The following is a 20,018-nucleotide window of genomic DNA, read 5'->3' as shown; positions in this document are numbered from 1 at the left end:
GGCCCGGACCCGGTCGCAACGATCACCGTGCGCGTCCAGTGCGGGCACGAGAGACGTCGGGCGGCAGGCTGTGGGAAGCGGTGTTGACGAGACCGCTCGGCTGCCGGGCCGGTGCGGACACCGGAAGGGAACGGATGCCCTCACCGTGGGAGAGGTCGAAGGTGAGGTCCTGCAGGAGCGGGGCCGGGGCGTGGGTGGAGAGGTGGATGGCCCAGGTGGGCTGGTCGGCGGTGTTACCGCCCCACAGGGTCCAGGTGGGCAGGATGCCGCTCGGGCGCTGGGCTGCGAAGGCATCGAACCGCAGCCCCGCCGGCTCACTGGTGGGGGCGGTCCACATCATGTAGTGGCCATCGGCCTTCTGCGGCCAGCCGTCGTCGGCGAGGGGACGGGTGGCCTCGGCGAGCGTCTTCTCAGTGATCCTGGTGTCAGGGCCGCGGCCCCAGGCATTCTCGGAGGCGATGCTGTCGAGGAGGGTACGCATGATCTCGACGGGAGTCGTGGAGGTGGCGGTGGCGTGCCAGATGCGCTCTCCGACGGGGGATTCGTAGGCGGCGACGGTCCAGGCGGTGTCGCGCGGGCCGGTCTCGTGGACGAACTCCGCCCGCAGGGTCAGGCTCTCGTGACTGGCGACGGTCGTCTCGTCCCAGGGCCGGTACTTCTCCCATTCGCCCTGGGTCTCAAGGAACTCGCGGAGAAGGGCTTCGTGGTCGCCGGGGTCGGCGGCGTACACCGGAACGGTCTCGGTCCGGGGCGGCGCCGGTTCGGCCGGCGCGGTCTCGCTGGGCGCGCGTGCGCCGACGGCCGACGTGCCGGCGAGAGCGGCTGCCGCGCCCTGCTCCGTCTCGGTGGCGGGTGCCGGGCCGGGGCGCACGGCGTCGGTGTAGAGATCGTCGAACTCGTTCAGGGCCTCGCCGGTCGTGCCGTAGGCCAGGGTGGTCTGCCGCAGGTGGTTCTCGCCGTGGAGGTGGACGCTCTGGCCGCCGGGGTAGGTGCCGACGGCGACCATGGTGTGTCCGTCGTGGGCGTGGCGGTGGATGATCAGCCGTCCGGCGGCGATGTCGTCGTGGATCTTCTGTGCTTCCTGGGAGACCTCGCGGATCTCGTCGCGGGTCAGCCAGGGCATGGGGTAGTCGGCCCAGGTCCACTCGGTGTCGATGTCGTCCTGCAGGCCGGGGGTGATCTCGACTGCGGCCCCGGCGGACCGGAGGGCGGTCGCCGCCTGCTGAGCGTGGTGGGGTTCCTCATGGTCGATCCGGGCCAGGACCATGGTCACCGGGTCCAGGGGGCGGAAACCGTGGCCGGCCAGCAGTGCCCGGGCGGTGTCGGTGCCCTCGCTGGTGCCGGCGAGGGCTGCTGTGACCGCCCCGGGATGGTCGGGATGCTGGTCGAGACGGACACGGGCGATAGGGGTGCGAGGCAAGCGGGGTTCCTTCTTCACAGAGGGGGCTATCGGCTGGTGCGTGCCGGGCTGGAGGGGGCAGTGGTGCGCAAGGGGCCCGCGCGGGCCGCAGCGGTGGTTCTCGGGGTCTGACGCTGGTTGGGTGGCTGCGGAGCGTGGTGCTGGTGCTGCCACCGGGCGCGGACGGCGGTGAGGTCGGCCAAGGCGCGGCGGCTGCCGGTGACGAGCTGGTGGACGCTGTTGGCCGGGTCGTCGGCGTATGACCGAATGAGGTTGGCGGTGGTGCGGGCCTGGTGGAGCAGCGCGCGCTGGAGAACCTTCCCGCCCCAGTGCTCTACGGACCCGGCCGGTGTGGCGAGGAGGTTCAGGATGTGGGCCGGGGCGGTGTCCCGGAGGAGGCCGCGGTGCTGGGCCTCCCACAGGACGGTGACGGGGTCGATGGGCTCGCCACGGTGGGCGAGGGCGGTCAGGCAGTGGAACAGGGCAGCGTGCACGGGAAGGGCGAAATCGACCGGGAGCAGCCATCGCATCCGGGCCATTTCACCGGGGTGCGCGGTCGCGGTCGCCAGCAGCAGCCGCTCCTCGTCCAGAACGTCCGAGCCGGTGTTCCGCGGCGGATCGGGGGGAGCTGGGGTGCGGGGCAGGGAGCCGGGGTGCGGAGCGAACTGTCCCGTGAGGTCGTCGAGATACCGGGCGAGAGTGTCGGCCTGGGCGAGTACGGCCGAGGCCGGGTCCGGCTGGACGGGGACGGTGGCAGTTTGCGCGAGGCTTCCGGCGTGGGTGCGCAGCGTGCGGCGGGCGTGGTCGGCGCGGATCATCTGGGTGTAGGCCGCCGTGTGCCGGGGATCCGGGCAGGCTTGGACGAGCGCGTGGAGGTAGGCGGCGGTGAGCCCGCGGGCGTCACGGCGCGCGTGATCCAGAACAGATGACAGCCATACCGGTTCACTTGCATGCACGGCGGCCTCCGGCGGGGCGAGGGCGCCCATGGCGGCGAACAGAGCAGCGTGGGCGGGATCGCCGAACTGGGCTGCCCCCAGCGAGCCGAGAGTGCCGAGGCGGTGGGGCTCCAGGAGCAGGGCTCCGAGGAGGGCCTGCTCGGCGTAGTGCACAGGCGGTGACGGCTCGGGATCGTCCGGCCCGGCACCGGTCCCGTCGCCACACGGGTCGATCGTGTCGGGCATCAGGCCGCCAGGATGAAGTCGTCGCGGGTGAGGGTCTTGCCGAGGTGAGGGGCCAGCAGATGGGCGGCCAGCCGGGGTGGGACGGCGTTGCCGATCTGCGAGAACTGCTGCCCCTTGTTGCCCTGCCACGGGTACGCGGTCGGGAACGTCTGCAGGGCGCCAGCCTCGGCGGCGGTGATCCTGATCGATTCCGTCGGCCCGCTGTCCCCGCTGGTCTCGTCCGGGAGGGGCTCGGCGACCCAGACGCATTCGTTGGCGCGATGGCCGAAGAACAGTGTCCCGGCCGGCTCCTCGATGGACCGGACAGTGGCGTTGGCCTGGTTGTTGCTGCGCAGGCTCCAGGACCAGCGGTGCGCCTCTGCGGTGAAGGTGGGGGCCGGGCTGTCGGCGGGACGGTTCTCGCGGGTGCCGTGCCGCTCGGTCCATCCTGACCCTTCGCGACGGGATTTGAGAACGATTCCGGTCCCGGGCCCCTGCCGGGTCCAGGCACCGCGGTCACGGGCGTCGGCGAGGGCTTTGCGGGACCCGGAGGGGAAAGGTTCGGGCCCGCCTCCTGGGCCTCCGCCGGCGCAGACGGTGGGTACCGGCCGGTTGGTGGCGCCCCAGCCGAGGGCCTCGGCCATGCTCACCCACCGTTCACGGCCGGGCCCGAACAGCGTCTCCGGCTCCAAGGTCCTGGCATGGGTGGGCGAGGGCGGCTCGGCGGTCCGGACTCGGGAGGCGAGGAGGATCGCCCGCCGTCGTGTCTGTGGCACCCCGTAGTCGGCGGCGTTCAGGATCCCCGTCCATACGGAGAATCCCCAGGTACGGAGGATCGCCGCGTACTGCTTCCACAGGGGCAGGACGTGAGGGACCTCCTCCATCGCCACCCACTCCGGCTCGCCGGTGCTGTTGAGGGCATGGAGGTACCGCATCGGCTCGGCCGCGAGCAACGATCGCTCGTCGCGGCAGGCGCTCAGCAACCGTTCACGGGTGTCGTGCCCGGCGGCGAGATCAGCGACGGCTTGGTGGACCAGCGGCTGGTCCACCAGACCCAGCTGCTTGCCCGCCATCGACCACGCTTGACACGGCGGGGACGCGATCAGCCCCAGCACGCGCCCGGAGAAGACCCACGTCGGGTAGAGGGCGATGTCGGTGCGGATGGTGAGCAGTCGGGCGGCTGCCCGCGTGCGGCAGGCCCATTCGTCCCATTCCAAACCCACTTCCCTCACGCTCCACCGCGACAGAGGGACCGACCACCCGCCCGGACCGGCGAACAGGTCCAGAACAAGTCCGTTCACGTGGCCAGCCCGTAGTCGTCCCGCACCGGCTCGGCGTTCGAACCGCGACATGCCCAGGGAGAGCAGCCGCCGGTGACGCCCTGCTCCAACTCGTCCGAGTCGGTTACCGTGATGTCGAGGTCTTGCTGGCGGGCGGCCCATTCGGCAGCGGTGACATGGTCGATCGGTGCCTGGTCGAGAGGGACGCGGGAGCGGTGTAGAAACGCCTGGCCGAGCAGTGGGTTTCCGGATGCGTTCGCGCGGGCATTTCCCTGCCGGATCGCCGCGTCGAACGCGACGACGTCCTCCCACTCTTCGGGGGAGGAGTCCCGAATGCTTCGCCATTGTGCGTTTCCGTGAAACGGGCATCCGAGGCAGCTGGATTTCGGGGTGCTGGCCAGTCCGCGGGCGGTCAGGTAGCGGATGCAGTCGGCGCGGGACCAGTTCAAATCGGTGATGAGAGGGTGCCGGTTGCGCATGTACTTGACGTCGGCGTCCTTGGCTCGGTGGAATTCATCGGTGGAGATGCCGACCCACTGCTCGACGAACACACCCTGCGGAATGCGCGCCGGATACGGGTAGCCGAGAAGTTTCCGGACCTGCTTCTTTATTGGCTTGATCTTGTATTCGCCAGTACATTGCCGCCGGGTCATTCCGGCCTTGCCGTCTTTGTTGAGTATATAGAGAGGCATGCTGGCGAACCGATGCTGCGGATCGAGTGCATCGTCTCTGATATTTCCGGACGATACCCGCAGAATGGGTATCCCTGCGGGTATCGCTATCTCTCTTTCGAGTCGGTCCAGATGCTCGTAGACGGCTTTGGGTTCCCAGCCGGTATCGGCGAAGATGGCGTAATCGATTTTGGGGAGAATGCCCTCGGCGGAGAGGGCAAGCATGGCGCTGGACTGGATTCCCGCGCCGAGGGAAATAGCGCGGAATTGTGGCGTGGGGGAAATGACGGTTCCTGGCGAGTGGGGGCGGGGAGGGCGGCGGCAGCGAGGTGCCTGGTGCGGCAGGTCGCGTCAGCGGGGTGCGTGCTGGAGGGCTTGCACGTACGCGGCGACGAGGTCGCGCGTCTCCCTCGGGGCCCTGGCCGAGGGCGCGAGCAACGGGGGTGCCGATGACCACCGTGTCGACCAGGGGCGCGATGCCCGGCGGCCGGTCGACGTGGGCGTCGATGTGGGGAATTCCAAGAAAGGGCCTACCGGGTGCGTCCTCGCGTCGCGGGAAGAGCCGGGGCGGCTGGATGCAGGGGCGGGGCGTCGCCGAGGGCGTCGAGGGCCGCGTGCCCGGCGGGGGTGAGGAGGACGCGCTGGCCGAGGTGGATGCTGCTGGCGACATCTCGGGTGATGAGACGGGCAGTTGCAAGGGCGTCGTACACGGGCATCGTGATCCGGGCGGAAGTTCCAGTCGCGATTATGCGGAAAGGGCCTCTGAAGGACCGGTACAGGATGACGTGGTGGCGGGCGATGACTTCCAGGGCCCGGTGTCGGGCGGGTGTGAGCCGTGGGGCCGGCTCCTGCTGCGCGGGGGATTGCGGGTCTTGGTCGCTGGGTGGGGTGGGGGTGGGCACGGTTTCCTTTGGGGAAGGGGCCGAAGTCGGATCTTTGAGGAGCGGACGAGGTGCCCAGTCATGACTGGGACGGCCTCGGCGTGCCGGACAACCCGGATGGAACTCTCGTTGAGTGGGAGCCCGGGAAACTGGGCTCCCACGTAGGGGTTTTCGGCTAGGGCTTTGGCAAGATCGGAGGCGGCCAGGGACGTGGACACGACGGATGCTTCTGTGGTCCGGTCAGCGGCGGCGGCCCGGGGTCGTATCGGGAGACGGGGGGACTCCGGGCGCTGCGGTGACACGGCTGCTGAGGGCGGTGCGGGCGTCGCTGAGGCAGTGGCCGATGGCCGGCAAATGGCGGTGGAGATCGATCCGGTCCACCGCGTCCTTGGTGGAGGTGTGCGGGGTCGGCCGGGAGAGCGCGGCGAGGGAGACCAGGGCCTGGGTATACCGGGTGAGGGCCTGGGCGAGGGGTACTGCCGCCGTGGTCAGCGCTTCGACGGGTCGCCATGCGCCGGAGGGCTGCTCGTGGGCGTGCTCGGCGTAGGAGAGGCTGTCCCCGGCGAACCGGGTCACGAGGTGGCTGATCAGGCTGATGTGCCGGGTGGCGGTGAACAGGCCGCCCGGACCCGGGGTGACCGGGTGGGCGGCGATGTCCTCGATGACGGCGTCGACCGCGGCGTGTGGGGTCAGGTCGTCCAGGTCGTGGGGTTCGTACAAGGTGGTTTTTTCTGTTCAGGGCTATGAACGGCCAGGTCCGTGCCGGGGGCGGGCGATTCGGTTACGCGGCCTTCCCGAAGTCGCCCTGCTGGGGTGCGGCCTTGGCGACCGCGCGGGCGGTGATGCCCCGGGACGCGGTGGCTGAGGCGGCGGTCAGGGCGTCGGCGCCGGGTTCCAGGTACCAGGGGCGCAGGTCGAGCATGGCTGCGCGCATGCCGGTGGCGAAGCAGAGAGCGGTGCCCTTGGGCAGGGCGCGGATGGCGTCGGCGGGCAGGATCCGTTCCTGCCGCATGCTGATGCTGGTCGAAGTGCCGGAGTCGCTGGTGGAGGTGGACTTGGTCTCGACGTCGTGGTCGCCGATCAGGCGGGAGAGCTTGTCGGCGAAGTCCGGGTCGTCGATTCCGGAGCCGATGACCTTGATGGTGGAGGCGGACCACATGGCGTCCATGCCCGCGTCGCCCCAGACCTTCTGGCCCTGGCGGTAGGACTGGAGGATCGTCATCGGGATGATCCCCCGGGAGCCGAGGTGCGAGTACAGGTCCGGAAGATCGCTGATTTTGCACACGTTCGCGGCCTCGTCGAGGATCGCGAGCATCGGCGGGTCGAGGCGTCCGCCGGCGCGTTCGGCTTGGGCGGTCGCGGCCCGCATCACCGAGTCGGCGCAGGCGGCGATGAGCGCGGACGCGCCGCCTCCGCCGTCCTTCGACAGCAGGAACAGTGTGTCGCTGCTGGTGACGAACTCGGTGGGCCGGAACTCCTTGACCCCTTCCTGGGGGGTGACCCAGCGGGCGATCTCTGTGTTGAGGAGGGCGGCGGCGTACTGGCGGGCGGTCTCGTAGATGCCGTCCCTCGTCTCGGGCGGACCTTCGACGGTGCCCTTGAGCTGGGCGGCGACGGCGGCGAATCCGTGATCGCGGAGAATGTCGAGGGGCCGGCGGTCGGCGGGGAAGGCCAGCCACTGCATCACATCGGTGATCGGCCGCTCGTCCAGGGCAGCGGCCAGGAATAGCTGGGACAGGATGTTGCTGCCGGCCTTGGACCAGAAGTCGCCCTGCTGGGAGGCGTCCACGCTGGCGGCGAGGAAATGCCCGGCGAGCCGTCCGGCGCCGTCGAGGGTCTTGGCGTCGGCGAGGGGGTTCCACCACATGGTCCGCTCGGCGTGGGCGATCTGCTGCGGGTCCATCGACCACACCCGCCCCACCGCCGACCGCGCGTCCAAGGTGGCTGTGTAGGCGTCGCCGGCCGCCTTGTTCGAGGTCAGGAGCACCGGGCCGGGGGCGGCGAGGATGCTCGGGATCGCCAGGCTGGTGGTCTTCCCGGAGCGGGGGGCCATGATCGCGACGGCGACGTCCTCGTATCCCATGCGCACCTCGGTCCGGGTGCCCTGGAGGTTGCCGAGGAGGATGCCGGTGTCGGAGGGTGCGATGTGCTTCGTCTTCTTGAGGCTGGGGCGCAGGGAGCGGGCCTTGGTCTCGATGGCCTTGGCGAGCAGCGGCTCGACGTCCTTTGCCCTGGCCATCCCGGCGACCTTTTTCCGGCCGCCGCTGCCTGCTCTGTGCCGTCTCCAGCACACGGCGGCGATCACGGCGAGCAGGATCAGGAATACGGCGGGGGCGATGCGGGTGCCGATGAGCAGGGACGTTTCCCCGGCTTCGGGCCAGAGCCGGTCGGGGTTCAGGAGGGCGTCGGCGGGCTGATATGCGGCCTGCGGCCGGCCGGTGATCCGGGCGGCGATGTTGCCTCCGAGCCAGGCGGCGTTGGCGGCCGGGACGGCGACGGCGAAGGCGCCGAGGAGGGCTTTGAAGGCCAGGTCGGTGCCCGGGCTGGGGGCGGAGGGGGAGTTCGGCAAGCGAGGCGGTCCAGGGGAGAAAGGGGTGGGCTGGGATCAGCGGGTGTGGCGGGGAGGGGGCGGAACGCGCGGAGCGCGCGGACTCGCCTCCAGTGCGTCCGAGGAGGGGACGGTAAGCTGCTGGACTCGGTGCTCCAGCGCGAAGGCCCTCTCAGCTGAGGGAATTTCGCGGACGGTGACCTGAGCTCGGGCCCGGGCCAGCGGCGACAGATCCAGGAGGTCTCGGGCCAGGGGGGTGGGGTCGGCGAGTGCCCGCGTGAAGCCCGCGATCAGCGGCAGGGGAGTGGCGCCGCTGAAGCGGGCCTGCCAGAGCTGGCCCTCGGGGTCCTCGCCGATCGCTGTCGTGACGAACCAGCTGTCGGCGCTGCCCTCGGTGAAGTGCTCGACGCGGGCGAAGCCGTCCGGGGACGTCAGGCCGTCGTGGTCGCGTCCCGGGAGCCAGCCCTCCGCCAGCAGCGGCCCATATGGGTCCGGGTGGGCGGAGGCGGTGTGGGGGTGGGTGAGGGCGTCGGTGAAGCCCGCGATGGCCTCGACCGGGGTGCGTCCGCCGAAGGTCGCGTGCCAGGCCGGCCGGCCGGCGGCGGACGCGTGGTGGAGGATCCACCACTGGCCGTCGGCGGTGGGCTCCAGCTTCAGCAGCGCCTTCAGGCCGGGGCTGGAGAGGATGACCCGCGGCATCAGAGGGTCGTCTCCGTAACTCCAGCCGGCCGCACGGTGCAGGGGCACGGTGATCCAGGCGGGATCTCCGCCGCCGGCCAGGTGCCGCGGTGCGATGAAGTCGACCTCGACGCTCTCGGGCCCGGTCACCTGCGCACCGCCGAGGAGGACCGGACGGTCGCGGGCTGGGCGGGAGCGCTGGTCGTCAGCAGCGGACGGTCCGCCCCGGCCGTGGCTGCGCGGATACCGACAACGGCCGGAGCATGCAGGACCCACTCCTCCAGCCGGGGCCACGCGGCAGCGTTCCGCTCGGCGATCACCGCGCCGTATGCGTCGCTGCCGGGCCCGGCACCGGGCGGAAGGTCGCTGAGAGCCTGCTCCGCCGAGGCGCTGAGCGCGTCAAGCTGGTGCGCGACGGCGGTGAGGACGCCGAGCTGCCAGCCCCATCGGGGCTGACTGACATCGGAGGGAACGCGGGGCCGGCGCTGCTCGCTGGAGGTGACGAGCCGTGCGGCGATCAGCGCGATCGGCTCGAACGCGGCCCAGGCTTCCGCGTTGCGACGGGCTTCGGCCTGCTGGTGGGCCTCGTCGTCGAACGGCCAGCCGTCGGGGTCGGTGTGGAGGTCGATGTGGGACTCCCACGCGCTCTGGAGCTGGTTCATGCGGGCTAGGAAGACGCCCAGGAGATCGTCGGGACGTGGGTCGTGCGGGGAAATGGCGGTGTCACCTTGCCTGTCGTAGAGATTGAGAGGGAGTGGGTCCGGGGGAAGGTGCCCTGCTGGCTGGGGGGTTGGCGCGGCGGGTGGCCCGGACCTGGGCTCGGACGGTGTCGATACGGGTGTGGTGGGCCGCGACGTGCGCCTCGGGGGTCACCTTGCTGTCGGTGCGCCGGGCGCTGTAGTGGGCCTCGGTTTGACCCCAGTTGCGCTGCAGGGGTGCGGGGTCGGTGAGCGCGGCGGCCAAGCCCGTGATCAGGTGCGGCGGGGGCTCGTACGCGATCCAGGCGCTCCAGATCACTGGCCCCTTGTCCGGGCGGGACCGGACATGGACGCGCCAGGCGCGGTCCTCGTAGCCCTTGGTGATCCGCAGGTTCTCGAAGCTGACCATTCCGTCGGGAGAACGGGCCGCGGTGCCGTCCTTGATTGCGGTTCGCGACCAGCCGGCGTTGTCCAGCAGATCCCACACCCCGGGCGTCTCCTCTGCGGGCGGCGGGAGAAAGAGCTGGTCCGTGAGGCCGGCGAGGATCTCCACGGGGATCGTGGTGAACTGCGCGTGCCAGTAGTCGAGGGGGTCATGGCTGCGCAGGCGCCACGTCGCACCGCCCGCCATGATCTGTGGCTCGTGCCGCAGCTGGTAGCGCAGGTTGGGGCTGACCAGGTCGACCACCGGCGCGAGCGGGTCGGACTGCGCCTTCCATCCGGCGGCGGCCAGAGCGTGGGTGACGTGGCGGGCGTCCCCCGGCCCGGCCAGATGACGGGGCGCGATGTCGTCGAGGAAGCTGGTGTGATCGGAGGCGAAGACGCCCAGCTGCCGTTGGCTCAGCACGGCGCTCTCCACTGTCCGGTGGCCGGAGCCGGGGGCGGGGTCACCGGTGGCCTCCCCGCCGGGCCGGGCCCGGCCCGGGCGCGGGTGCCGTCGCGACGGTGCCGCTGGAGGAGCCGCGAGCTGCGGAACGGGTGCCGGTACGCTGGCGTTCGGCCGTGGCCTGGGGATTGACGGCGGCGTTGAGTTCGATGACCGCGCTGGCGCCGGCGGCCCAGGTGTCGAGCGCGGGCCAGGCTTCGTCGTAGAACTCGGTGAGCACATAGTCGACGGTGGCCACCCCGGCGTCGCCCTTCACCAGATGGTCCCGCAGCCGGTCGATGGCGCGGTCGTGCTCCGAGGTCAGGCTTTCGGCCGCCTGGGACAGAGCGGTGATTCTGGACTCCCACGCGCCGCGAGACACGTCGGGGAGCTGGTTGAGCTGGGCGGCGGCGGTGGCGAGCATCGCACCGGCATGTTCGCGGAGCGGCCGGAACGCTTCCCACAGGGTGCGGTCGCGGCGGTGGGCGGCCCAGCCGTACGCCTCGCCGTCCTTCGGCCAGCCGTCGCTGTCCTGCTGCTGTGCGGGATCGTGCTCGAACGCGGTCATGATCGCCTCTGCCTGGCGGAGGAAGCGGTCGAGCCGGGCGAGATGGACGTCGGGCTGGGTGATCGGGTCGATGGTCGTTCCTTCGGGGCTTGACCGCCCCGCCCCGGTGCTGGTGACCGGGGCGGAACGGGGGAGATCCTCCACGGCGGTCCGGGCGGGGCGTCAGGAGTTCTGGCGGCGATGCGTCTCGAAGAGCGGCCCCCAGTAAGTGGGGATGGCCGGGGGATCGCGGCGTTCGCGAGCGGCTGGCGGGGCGGGACGAGAGGAGCGGCGGATCAGGAATCTGGCCAGGCGGCGCAGCCGGGACGGCGCGGTCGGGGCCGGGGTGAGGTCAGGGATGGAACGGCTCCGGATGAGGTTGCGGGTACTTGGCGGGGCTGGGCACGGTGGGGTCGGCCGGGGTGGTCAGCGGCTGTGCCGGGCCTACCCGGTGTGCCCCGGCGGTGGGGGAAGTGCGGGATTCCGGACTCGGGACCTGGGGCCTTGCGCGGTGCGCGGACAGGACGGGTGGGCCTGCCGGCACTCGACCGGGGTGACGGTGGAGACCGTGTGCGTCACATGACAGTGGGCGGCGTTCGGCACGCCGTGGTCCCGTTGCGGCGAGGCGGGGCTCAGCGGCGCGCGTGGGCCTGTCCGGCATGCGAGTACGGGGATGTGGCAGGTGTGGTCATGCGGGGGCGGGCGCTGGACCAGTTGCTGCGGGCCCAGGCGGCGGCGCGTGCGGCGGTGATGCGGGCCTGCTGCCAGGCGGTCAGTTCAGCGGGTAGGACCGATACGGATGTGGTGCGGATCCGGTTGCTGGGCGGGAACATCCCGCGAGGTCGCATCACCGGCTTCGGGTCGGCCAGCGCCGCGCTGAACGACTCGACGAGGTGCATCGGGGTGGTGGGGCTGAAGGCCGCTTGCCACGCCGTGCCGTGCTCGGTACGGGCCGAGGCCCACCAGTGTGCCTGTGCGGGCGCGGACTGGTGGAACTGCAACCAGGTGTTCTTGTCGGGGCTGACAGCGGTGACGTGAGGCCCGGGCTGTGCCTGCCACCCCTGGCGTTCCAGGGGCGCCCACGGGTTGGGGGCGTGGGCGGAGCGCGGCCGGGTGAGGGCGTCGGTGAACCCGGCGACGATCTCCGCGGGGGTCTGGAGACCGAGGGTGGCGTGCCAGGCTTCCTGGTGACCGCTCGCCTTGCCCCGGACGGTCCAGCCACCGGGCTGAACGAGCGGGTCGAAGCCGAGACGGACACTCTTGTCGGGGCTGTCGAAGACGATCGGCCCGCCCGGCTTGGAAAGGTCTTTCCACCCGGAGGCGCGCAGGAACTCGGTCACATGCCGCAGGTCACCGCCGCCGGCCAGGTACCGGGGCTCGATGAGGTAGTGCTGCTGGGGCCGGGCGTTCCACTCGTCCCAGAACTGCTTGCTCACCGGCCCCTCCCCGGGGGCGGACCCGTGGCGGGCTTCGGGGGTGAGGCCGTACTGCCGTCCGCCGTTCGCCGGGCGAGCTGCCGGAACGTGTCCGCGTGTTCGTCGAGGTCCAGACCCACGTCATGGAGTTCGTTCGCTGCGCGGCCGAGAGCGAGCCACACCCCGGGCGGGAACACCCTGTTCTCGGTGTGGTCCTTCGCGTAGTGCGAGGCGGTGGCCACCAGGGTGGTGATCCGGGCCAGGACGCCGTCGTCCGGATCGAGGACCGCTCCGATGATCTGGGCGGCCTCGGTGGGCTGGGCCTGGGCGAGGTGTCCGGCGAGCTGGTCAATGTGCCGGGCGATCTCCCCGGCGAGGCGAATGTGGTAGGTGGAGTCGGTCATGGTCCTCCCGGACACAGAAGAAGGGCGGGGCAGGCGCTCAAAGGTGCTGGCCGCGCCGGGTTTCGTGGAGGGCGGCCCAGTCGGCCGGGGCGAGCGGATGCGGTCGTCTGCGGCTGATGGGGGTACAGGCGCGCAGGTAGCGGCGGACGAGGAAGACGGCCAGCCGGGGCGGCCGGAACGTGCTGATGGACGGGGGCGTGCGGTCGGGGATTGCCAGGACTCCAGGAAGAAATGTGCGTGCGGTTGGGGGCCGGGCCCTGCCGCAAGGGCGGGGCCCGGCCGGTGGTTCAGGCGGTACGGCCCGGACGGGGTCCGCCAGCAGTCGGCGTCGGTGCGGCTACCGGTGAGGGGGCGGGTGCCGTGCCCGCCGGGGCGACGCCGCGGCTCCGGTACTCCGCCACGGCCTCCCGATAGGCGGCTGGGTCGAAGATGTCGTCGGTGATGTTGACGACGTATCCCGCCATGAGGAGGGTGGGGACGGCCCGGGTGGCGACACGCTTCTGCTCGGCCTCGGCAAGGTCCGCGGGTGCCTCGTGCCACACATAGGCGGGGCCTGCGGTGGCCGGCGTCTGACGTTGCAGGCCGAGTTTGTCGAGCAGGGCCAAAAGCTGTTCCGGGGCGCCTGTGGCGGTGTCGGCGTGGATGGTGGTGCTCAGGGCCTTGCGGTAGATCTCTACGTCGGAGCCGGATTCGTCGGCGCGGTTGCCCAAGGAACGGGACCTCCATAACTGGGTGTGCGGGTCAGCGCCGGAGAGCCCTCGCCGCGGTCGGGGCCGGCGAAGCGGCGGTGGTGGGGGCGGGTCGGTTCGGCGGATGGCGCATCTCGGTGCCGATGCCCAGCGTGGTCAGTTGCGCACCGGCTGCCCGGACGGCCCGTGCCTGGTGGGCGGTGTCGTCACCGGACAGGACGAACGCCTTCTCCGCCGGGTCCCAGACGAAGCCGTTCTCGTGCAGGACGGCTGCGGCCTTCTGGCTCTCGGGTTTCGCGGCGAGCAGTCCTTCGCCGAGCCATGTCATGGTCACCGCCTCCCGGACAGGCACCGGTGCCGTGGCGGGCGCCGGGTGTGCGGCGTTGTGCTGGACCTGGGTGAGGGCCTTGTCGTAGCGGGGCAGCAGGTCGACGGTGATGTCCTCCGCCGCGCGGGACGGGTCGTCGGGAACGGCGATCCCGTCCGGCTCGCGCACCCCGCGGAACGCCTCGGGGGCGATGTTGGGCGGGGCCATGGCGCCGACGAGGAACTCCTCCTCGGCGCCGGGGCGGCCGATCACATACAGCCGTGTCCCGTCGTCGCGGGTCAGCACCGCGTCCTGCCCCAGCACCGCGGCGGCGACGGCGCCGGAGACGAGGTTCATGTCCCATACCTCCTCGGCGTGGGAGAACTGCTCCGGATAGTCGGTGTGCTGGTGGTAGTCGCTGCGCCAGGCGCCGGGGAGTTCGTCGGCGAGGGCGATGGCGAACGACTCCAGGTCGTGCATGTCAGGGGTGTCGGGCAAGGGGCTCCTCAAGCGATGGGGCGGTTCAGCGACGGCGGCCGGCCGCGGCCGGAGCGGTTGCGGGCGGGACGCGTGACGGCGGGGGAGGGGGTGGGCAGGCGCAGACGGCGGAGGCTTCACGCTCGCTGGGCGGGACCTCGCCGCTGCACACCGAACGCGTGGGGTGGTCGGTGCGGCGGTCGGCGAGGTCGGTGCGGATGCCGCGCAGGTCGGCGGCGACGGCGCTGAGCCCGTGGGCGGCGAGGTAGCGAAGCCGCTCCGCCATCGGTGCGTCCGCGGGGCCGCCGAGGTCCTGGTGGAAGTCGGCCGTGGCGGCGATGACATCGGCGAGTCCGGCGAGGACGCCGTCGTACGCCGCGGTCACCTCGGCGAGGATGTCGGCGACCTCGTCGCTGGTGGTCGCCGCGCGGATGCCGTCGGCGAGGTTCGCGACCTGGGCGCCGAGCGGCAGATCGCGTACCAGGCGGGCCTCGGTGTCGAAGTCCTCATCGCACTGGAGGGGGTGGCCGGCGGAGCGGAGGCGGGCCACGGCCCGGATGGCGAGCCGGGTCTCCTCGTTGGGGGTGAGGCCGGTGGGCAGCCGGTGGTACAGCTCATGGGTGCGCACGACGGGCACGAAGCCCGAGCGCTCCAGGATGCCGTGGGCTTCCGGGTCGCCTCCCCGTGCGAGGACTTCACAGGAGTGTTCGTCCCGCTGAAGGGTCAGAAATCGGTTGGCCAAAGACAAGGATGGGTTCTCTGTTCGTGGAGAGTCAGCGTGAGCGATAAGCCGGAGATGTCGGCGGGTCGGCGGCGACGCCAGGAGACGGGAGAGTGGTTCGGCCCGTGCGGCTCAGGGTGGAGGCGGTGACGTCGAGGTCCCGCTGGAGGGCGTGGAGACGGCGCGCGGTCAGCTCCAGACGCTGCCCGGCCTCCGACCCGTACGTCCCGGGAATGCCGGCGAGACGGAGTGCCGCGTGTTCAACGAACCCGCGCACGACCGCGATCGGGCCGCTTCTCTCGTCGGCGAGCTGGCGGAGCACCAGACCGATCTGCACCTCCGCGCTCGCCACGTTCACTGGTGAGCCCGGGGCCGGCTCCGGCTCGTGGGGGCGATGGGGACTCTGGAGCCGGAAGTCGGCTTCGATGCGGCGGGTCTCCACCGCGAGATGCTGCGGGAGCTGGGTCGCCTGTGGCTGCCAGGTGCCGTCGAGGCGGATCAAGTTGGCCAGGAGGTCAAGGCGGCCCGGCTGGGCCTGGACGGCGATCCAGCGACAACAGGACGACCCAGCGCCTGTTCGAGAGCGCCGGTGGCGAGCAGTCTCCGCTGCCACAGACGGGGGATCACTGCCCGCCCCGGGCATCGTCGATGTGGACGAGCTGGTTGAGCACGGTGACCGAGTACCAGCCGCAGTCCACCGGCCCGTCCGCCGAGACCAGCTTCGGGAGGAGATAGTCCTCCATTGCCCGCAGGTGGATCAGGCAGTCCGGACACCGGCGCGAGAGGTGAACCATGTACCGCGGGTGCGCGGTGACGTAGGTCTGCCGCCCGCCGGACGGGTTGCGCAGCCGCCACCCGTCCTCGTCCGTGGAAGTGTGCCAGGAGGGGGTCACGACCGACATTGCCTCCCCCCACAGCTCACCACCGGCAGTCCCCTTGAGGACCACGACCCGGTCGCCGGGCCGGAAATGGGCGTGGGTGATGTCCCGGTGAGGGGTGAGGATGTCGTCGGGGACGTACGGCGGGCGGGAGGCGTGGGGCACGGCGGAGTCCTTCCTTCCACGATGCGCGGGTGGCGGTGGGGAGGATTCAAGAATCCGCAGAATCCCCGGTTTCACGAACCGGGCATCATCGGCTATAAGGCACCGCGCCTACCGGTACGGGTTCTCCGTACCGCGATCGGCGTCGGACGCGGCGTCGAGGAGTTCCGGCAGGTCAGCGCCGTCGGCGTCGCGCTGGTCAATCCACCATCCGGCCCGCGAGATGCTGCGGGTCTTCTCCTCCAGGGCGGCCCAGTCCACGTCGTCCCAGGTGCCTTCAGCGACCAGGGCGGTGTGGGCGGCGGTCACCAGCTGGTGGCGGGAGCGCTCGCCCCACGCCAGGGCCTTCTCGGGGCCTTCGAGGGGCGGCATGTCGAACTGTCGTGCCCACGCGGTGGCGGCTTCCTGCTCTTCGGCGCGCTTGGCGGCGAGCCATTCCTCCCGGCCGGCCGTGTCGCTGTCGCGTGCGGCCTTCCAGCAGTCGGTGCAGTCCCGGCCGCTGAGCCAGCGGGCGAAGGACCCGCGCCGGTCTGCGGCGCGGGAGGAGAGGTCGTGAGTCCATGCGTGCCCACAGGCGTGGACGATGTCCCAGGAAGTCGGAACCCCCGGTGAATTCCGTTTGATGGGGGTTACGTTCGGGGTCGGGCTGCTGGTCTGGGGCTTCAAATCGAGTGCCTTTCGTGGGCGGTTGGGGTGGCGGCCTGCGTCGTTTCAGCGTGTCCTGCGGATGGCGTCTGTGGCCGCCGTGGCGATGGCGGCGGGAGCGCTGGAGGGCTGGGGCAGGTGCAGCAGGGTGGTCCCCGGCAAGTGGCGGGACTGCGCGGTGAGGGTGAGCTGGAGTACGGCGCAGCCGGCGGTCGTGAGGTGCTTGACGCGGGTGACGGCTTGAGCGGTTTCGTCGCTGTTGTACCGGGCGTCGGTGACGATCACGAGGAGGCGGCCGGTGCCGGGGCGGCTGAGTTCGAGGCCGTGGTCGAGTGCGTCGATGGCGTTGCCGAGGTTGTGGTGGCCGCCGTTGGCGTTGAACGTCGTCACGCGTTCTGGTGCTCGGTGGGTGGGTCGGGTCAGTGCGGTGAGGTGCGTGTCGAAGGCGATGGTGGCGGTGAGGGAGTCGGGGTCGGTCAGGGCTGCTGCGCGTGCCACGATCCAGGCGGCGGAGGCGACGGGTGCGCAGGCGGCACGCATGGAGCCGGAGACGTCGACGGCGATACCCACACGCAGTGGTGGGGTGGGGGAGTTCCGGCGGCGGGTGTGGGTGAACGGTTGGGCGGTGGGGACCGACCCGGCCGCGCGCTGGGCGTCGCGGGCGAGGGCCGCGCGCATGTTGAGGCGGCCGGGCGGGGTGGGGCTGGTGGTCCGCTCCTCGGTCCGCTCGCGGTAGGCGGCGGCGCGCAGGGCGCGGCTCAGGCGCGCGGCGGCACTCTGCTCGGCGGCGGTGGGCCTGCGGGTGCCGGTGACCGGGTTGTTGTAGGGCGCCGGTGTGCCGTCGGGGGTGACGGTGGTGCCACGGGTGTTGAAGACGCTCTTGGCGGTGGCGGCGGCTTTGCGTCGCCGGCCGGCCCGCTGGGCGCGGTCCTGAGCCTGCGCCTTGGACTGCGCGGCCATGGCATCGGTTGCTGCGGCCTGTGCCGCGAGGTCGGCGGCGTCGGTGGCGGCCGTGCTGTCCATGACGACTCCCACGGCGCCGGACAGCAGATCGGTGAGGTTTTCCGGCACGGGCAGGGCGGGGGCCGCGGTGTCCAGAGCGTCGCACCATTCTTTCGCGTGCGCGAGCATGGTCGTGGCGTCGTGGTCGGCGCACTGGTGGGCTGCGGTCCAGATGCGGGTGAGGGTGGCCAGCAGGGGCGCGCCCAGCACCTTTTCGCACAGATCGGCGACGGCCCGGGTCTCGCCGGCGTCCAGGATGCCGACGTCACGGCGGCCGAGGATCAGGGCCGCAACGGATGCGGCGTGCTCGATGCCCTGGAGGGTGGGGTGGGCGATGTCGGGCATCACCAGCGTTCGGGCACTGGTGCGCAGGTACGTGCGATCCGTGGGCCGCCTGGCCAGGTGTGCGCCTTCGACACGGCTCTCCTCCAGCAGGAGCGCGGCCTCGACAACACGGGGGTCCGCTCCGGCAGGCGCCGTCCAGACGGAGTGGGCCGCGTGCGCGGCCTCGTGGACGAACACTCCCCACGCGGCGGGATACCGCTCCTCGTCGCCCACGATCCGCGGATGGATCTCGTGGGGCTTCAGCGGGGCGAACAGGCCGGCGTCGAACTCGACCTCGCCCAGAGCGGGGAAGAACGCGGCCGGTGCGCCGCTGCGCGTGCCGGGGCGGCAGGTGACGAGGAGGTCCTGGCGGCCGGAGAGGGCGACCAGCCGGTCGCCGAGTTCGGCTCCCACCCGTAGCCACGCGTTGGGGGAGGAACGGGGTTGCGCGGGCGGGGCGCCGTCGTCGTCCCAGCGCGCGAGGTCGGCGTCGTCGTCTGGTGTAGTGGTGGGGGGCTGGACGTGGTGGTGGGCGCTCATCGCGAGCGGCCCCGGTGCGCGGAGCCGATGCTCGGGGGCTGCCGGGCGGCCGAGGCGGGGAGCTGCTTGCCGAGGGTGAGCGGCGCGACCTGTTTGACGCCGGCGGCCTTGATGACGGCGGCGGCGACGGCGTCGCGATCCTCCACAGGAGCGATGCCGACCAGGTTCGCGAGCGCGGCCCTGGTGCCGAGGACGGCCTCGGTCTTCTGGTAGCTGAGCAGCTCCCGCAGCTGGGGGGCCCAGCCCAGCTCACCGAGTTCGACCTGGCGCGCGAGGTGCCGGGCGACCCGGACCACCCGTGCATCGATCCTCAGCGCGAGGGCGAGGTCATAGTCCGTGCCGACCTGGATCTGCACGCTGAACCGGGACGACAGCGCCTCCGTCAACACCGCCCCGTGGACGCCGGGATTGTGGCCCGCCACCACGTAGAAGCCCGGCTCGGCCTTGACGGTCTCGCCCTTGTGGGCCTTGACCTGGATCTGCCTGCGCCCGTCCATCGCGGGATACAGCGCCGCCAGGACCTTCGGTGAGATCAAGGTGGCATCGTCGATCAGCAGGGCACGGCCCTCGGTCATCGCGGTGACCAGCGGACCGTACTGGAAAACATAGCCTCCGCCGTCGGCCTGTGTGTACTCGCCGATCAAGTCGCCGACCGTGGTGTCGCCGTCACCGGCGACGGTGAGCAGGTCCGGGAACGCCGCCTCCACCAGCGATGTCTTGCCGGTGCCCGGAGGGCCGTAGAGCAGCACCGGCACATCGGCGTCGCGCAGGCGATTCAACGCCTCGACGTCGGGCAGATCGGCCAGCTCCCGGGGGTGGTAGAGCTGGCCCCCCGCGCGGCGGATCGGACCGGTCTGCTTCGGCTTGGCTGCTGCGGGAATGGTCGTGCGGGCCGTGGCCGCCTGGGCGCGGGGAGCGTGGGTGCCCGGTGGGCTGATCACAGCGCTCTGCGCGGCTGCGGCGGTCTTCGCGTTCGCGCGGAACTCCGGCTGCCCGGTACCGCCTTGGTCGGCCTCACCGCGCCGCACCAGGGTGAGGGCGGCGTTGCGGACAGCGCCGTGGGAATGGCCCAGCTGCCGGGCCATCTCCCCGATCGTGAGCGTGTCCGCCGGCCGGTCGGCCAACAGCCGGGCCACCTTGGCCCGCAGCTCGCCGCCCTTGGTACGCGCCGGACTGGCAGGCTTTCCGGGTGTGGTCAAAACGAAGTCCCTTCAGCAGATGCGGGTGCGGGCGGGGTTGGCGATGCACTGGAGAGGCTGGCCGCTCTCGGAGCGGATCACGGACTGTGCCGACAACGGCGACCGGGCCAACCGGGGCGTACCGTCCGCGCTCACCGGCCGACCGCGGGCTCGGTGCAGGTGCAGGGGATGACCGGCGACGAGCAGCTCGCCGGCTGCCGAGCAGACCCGTGCGTCCGCTCCGTACCGGGTTCCGACGCTCGGCACGCGCAGCCTGGCGTCTCTTCGAAGCCGTCCTGGAGCAGGATCCGCCGGGCGGCGGCGTTGTAGCCGGTGGTGGTGATCTCGCCGGTGATGGTGTGCCGGATCGTCATGAACGGCTCTGCTGGTGCTTCGGGCAAGGCGGATCTCCTATCGGTGGTGGCGGAAAGCGGTGGGGTGTTGGGCGAGGGCGGGGCGGGCCCGGAGCTTCCAGCACATCAACGGTGCGTGGCTGGACCACGAACGATGGGCAGTGACTGCCGACATGCTCCAGGGCGGGCCTCACTG

The 20,018-nt window shown here is 71.5% G+C and carries 21 protein-coding genes; all 21 read right to left on the bottom strand.

From position 1 onward, the window contains the following. Positions 1-22 precede the first annotated feature (22 nt). A complete protein-coding gene (locus tag ACH4S7_RS05485) occupies positions 23-1,420 on the bottom strand; it encodes a DUF317 domain-containing protein (RefSeq protein WP_398519735.1) in 1,398 nt (465 codons plus the stop codon). Positions 1,421-1,446: 26 nt separating this feature from the next. Then, the gene (locus tag ACH4S7_RS05480; RefSeq protein WP_398519734.1) at positions 1,447-2,580 is read right to left on the bottom strand and encodes a DnaB-like helicase N-terminal domain-containing protein; all 1,134 of its coding nucleotides are present in this window, start codon (positions 2,578-2,580) and stop codon (positions 1,447-1,449) included. Beyond that, positions 2,580-3,911, bottom strand: a complete 1,332-nt coding sequence (locus tag ACH4S7_RS05475) for a DNA cytosine methyltransferase (RefSeq protein ID WP_398519733.1) — start codon at positions 3,909-3,911, stop codon at positions 2,580-2,582. Before ACH4S7_RS05475 ends, ACH4S7_RS05480 begins: the two co-directional genes overlap by 1 nt. Continuing rightward, complete coding sequence (locus tag ACH4S7_RS05470) at positions 3,857-4,735, bottom strand: hypothetical protein (RefSeq protein WP_398519732.1); 879 nt, start codon at positions 4,733-4,735, stop codon at positions 3,857-3,859. The genes ACH4S7_RS05475 and ACH4S7_RS05470 overlap by 55 nt, the downstream gene beginning before the upstream one ends. 896 nt (positions 4,736-5,631) lie before the next feature. Further along, entirely contained in the window at positions 5,632-6,111 is a 480-nt protein-coding gene (locus tag ACH4S7_RS05465) for a hypothetical protein (protein ID WP_398519731.1), read from the bottom strand. A gap of 61 nt (positions 6,112-6,172) precedes the next feature. Beyond that, on the bottom strand, positions 6,173-7,960 hold the full coding sequence (locus ACH4S7_RS05460; protein ID WP_398519730.1) for a type IV secretory system conjugative DNA transfer family protein: 1,788 nt from the start codon (positions 7,958-7,960) through the stop codon (positions 6,173-6,175). Positions 7,961-7,996: 36 nt separating this feature from the next. Further along, positions 7,997-8,767 carry a DUF317 domain-containing protein gene (locus tag ACH4S7_RS05455; protein ID WP_398519729.1) on the bottom strand — a complete coding sequence of 257 codons (771 nt, stop codon included), beginning with the start codon at positions 8,765-8,767 and terminating at the stop codon, positions 7,997-7,999. Next, entirely contained in the window at positions 8,764-9,279 is a 516-nt protein-coding gene (locus ACH4S7_RS05450) for a hypothetical protein (protein WP_398519728.1), read from the bottom strand. The genes ACH4S7_RS05455 and ACH4S7_RS05450 overlap by 4 nt, the downstream gene beginning before the upstream one ends. 61 nt (positions 9,280-9,340) lie before the next feature. Then, the gene (locus tag ACH4S7_RS05445; protein ID WP_398519727.1) at positions 9,341-10,162 is read right to left on the bottom strand and encodes a DUF317 domain-containing protein; all 822 of its coding nucleotides are present in this window, start codon (positions 10,160-10,162) and stop codon (positions 9,341-9,343) included. A 40-nt stretch (positions 10,163-10,202) separates the two neighbouring features. Continuing rightward, positions 10,203-10,892, bottom strand: a complete 690-nt coding sequence (locus ACH4S7_RS05440) for a hypothetical protein (protein ID WP_398519726.1) — start codon at positions 10,890-10,892, stop codon at positions 10,203-10,205. Positions 10,893-11,359: 467 nt separating this feature from the next. Continuing rightward, the gene (locus tag ACH4S7_RS05435; RefSeq protein WP_398519725.1) at positions 11,360-12,163 is read right to left on the bottom strand and encodes a DUF317 domain-containing protein; all 804 of its coding nucleotides are present in this window, start codon (positions 12,161-12,163) and stop codon (positions 11,360-11,362) included. Beyond that, positions 12,160-12,546, bottom strand: coding sequence for a hypothetical protein (locus ACH4S7_RS05430; RefSeq protein ID WP_398519724.1), 387 nt, complete (start codon positions 12,544-12,546; stop codon positions 12,160-12,162). Before ACH4S7_RS05430 ends, ACH4S7_RS05435 begins: the two co-directional genes overlap by 4 nt. A gap of 287 nt (positions 12,547-12,833) precedes the next feature. Continuing rightward, positions 12,834-13,256 (bottom strand): hypothetical protein, encoded by a 423-nt coding sequence (locus ACH4S7_RS05425; RefSeq protein WP_398519723.1) that lies wholly within the window; start codon positions 13,254-13,256, stop codon positions 12,834-12,836. Positions 13,257-13,287: 31 nt separating this feature from the next. Beyond that, entirely contained in the window at positions 13,288-14,040 is a 753-nt protein-coding gene (locus ACH4S7_RS05420; RefSeq protein WP_398519722.1) for a hypothetical protein, read from the bottom strand. Between the two features lie 25 nt (positions 14,041-14,065). Continuing rightward, positions 14,066-14,761, bottom strand: coding sequence for a hypothetical protein (locus tag ACH4S7_RS05415; protein WP_398519721.1), 696 nt, complete (start codon positions 14,759-14,761; stop codon positions 14,066-14,068). A gap of 31 nt (positions 14,762-14,792) precedes the next feature. After that, positions 14,793-15,242 carry a hypothetical protein gene (locus ACH4S7_RS05410; protein WP_398519720.1) on the bottom strand — a complete coding sequence of 150 codons (450 nt, stop codon included), beginning with the start codon at positions 15,240-15,242 and terminating at the stop codon, positions 14,793-14,795. A 121-nt stretch (positions 15,243-15,363) separates the two neighbouring features. After that, a complete protein-coding gene (locus ACH4S7_RS05405; protein ID WP_398519719.1) occupies positions 15,364-15,783 on the bottom strand; it encodes a hypothetical protein in 420 nt (139 codons plus the stop codon). A 108-nt stretch (positions 15,784-15,891) separates the two neighbouring features. Continuing rightward, complete coding sequence (locus ACH4S7_RS05400; protein ID WP_398520037.1) at positions 15,892-16,365, bottom strand: hypothetical protein; 474 nt, start codon at positions 16,363-16,365, stop codon at positions 15,892-15,894. A 126-nt stretch (positions 16,366-16,491) separates the two neighbouring features. Continuing rightward, entirely contained in the window at positions 16,492-18,291 is a 1,800-nt protein-coding gene (locus ACH4S7_RS05395) for a hypothetical protein (RefSeq protein ID WP_398519718.1), read from the bottom strand. Beyond that, positions 18,288-19,427 (bottom strand): AAA family ATPase, encoded by a 1,140-nt coding sequence (locus ACH4S7_RS05390; RefSeq protein ID WP_398520036.1) that lies wholly within the window; start codon positions 19,425-19,427, stop codon positions 18,288-18,290. The genes ACH4S7_RS05395 and ACH4S7_RS05390 overlap by 4 nt, the downstream gene beginning before the upstream one ends. A gap of 194 nt (positions 19,428-19,621) precedes the next feature. Continuing rightward, complete coding sequence (locus ACH4S7_RS05385) at positions 19,622-19,843, bottom strand: hypothetical protein (protein WP_398520035.1); 222 nt, start codon at positions 19,841-19,843, stop codon at positions 19,622-19,624. Between the last annotated feature and the right edge of the window lie 175 nt (positions 19,844-20,018).

It is taken from the genome of Streptomyces sp. NPDC020965, assembly GCF_044333555.1.
Classification (GTDB): Bacteria; Actinomycetota; Actinomycetes; order Streptomycetales; family Streptomycetaceae; genus Streptomyces.
Note: the sequence above shows the minus strand (reverse complement) of the source record. Positions and strands in the feature narration are given on the sequence as shown.

Bases quoted from the DNA above. Each gene is read 5' to 3' on its own strand.
- ACH4S7_RS05480 (WP_398519734.1), bottom strand. From the start codon at position 2,580: ATGCCCGACACGATCGACCCGTGTGGCGACGGGACCGGTGCCGGGCCG.
- ACH4S7_RS05475 (WP_398519733.1), bottom strand. From the start codon at position 3,911: ATGTCGCGGTTCGAACGCCGAGCCGGTGCGGGACGACTACGGGCTGGC.
- ACH4S7_RS05470 (WP_398519732.1), bottom strand. From the start codon at position 4,735: ATGCTTGCCCTCTCCGCCGAGGGCATTCTCCCCAAAATCGATTACGCC.
- ACH4S7_RS05450 (WP_398519728.1), bottom strand. From the start codon at position 9,279: ATGAACCAGCTCCAGAGCGCGTGGGAGTCCCACATCGACCTCCACACC.
- ACH4S7_RS05430 (WP_398519724.1), bottom strand. From the start codon at position 12,546: ATGACCGACTCCACCTACCACATTCGCCTCGCCGGGGAGATCGCCCGG.
- ACH4S7_RS05395 (WP_398519718.1), bottom strand. From the start codon at position 18,291: ATGAGCGCCCACCACCACGTCCAGCCCCCCACCACTACACCAGACGAC.
- ACH4S7_RS05385 (WP_398520035.1), bottom strand. From the start codon at position 19,843: ATGACGATCCGGCACACCATCACCGGCGAGATCACCACCACCGGCTAC.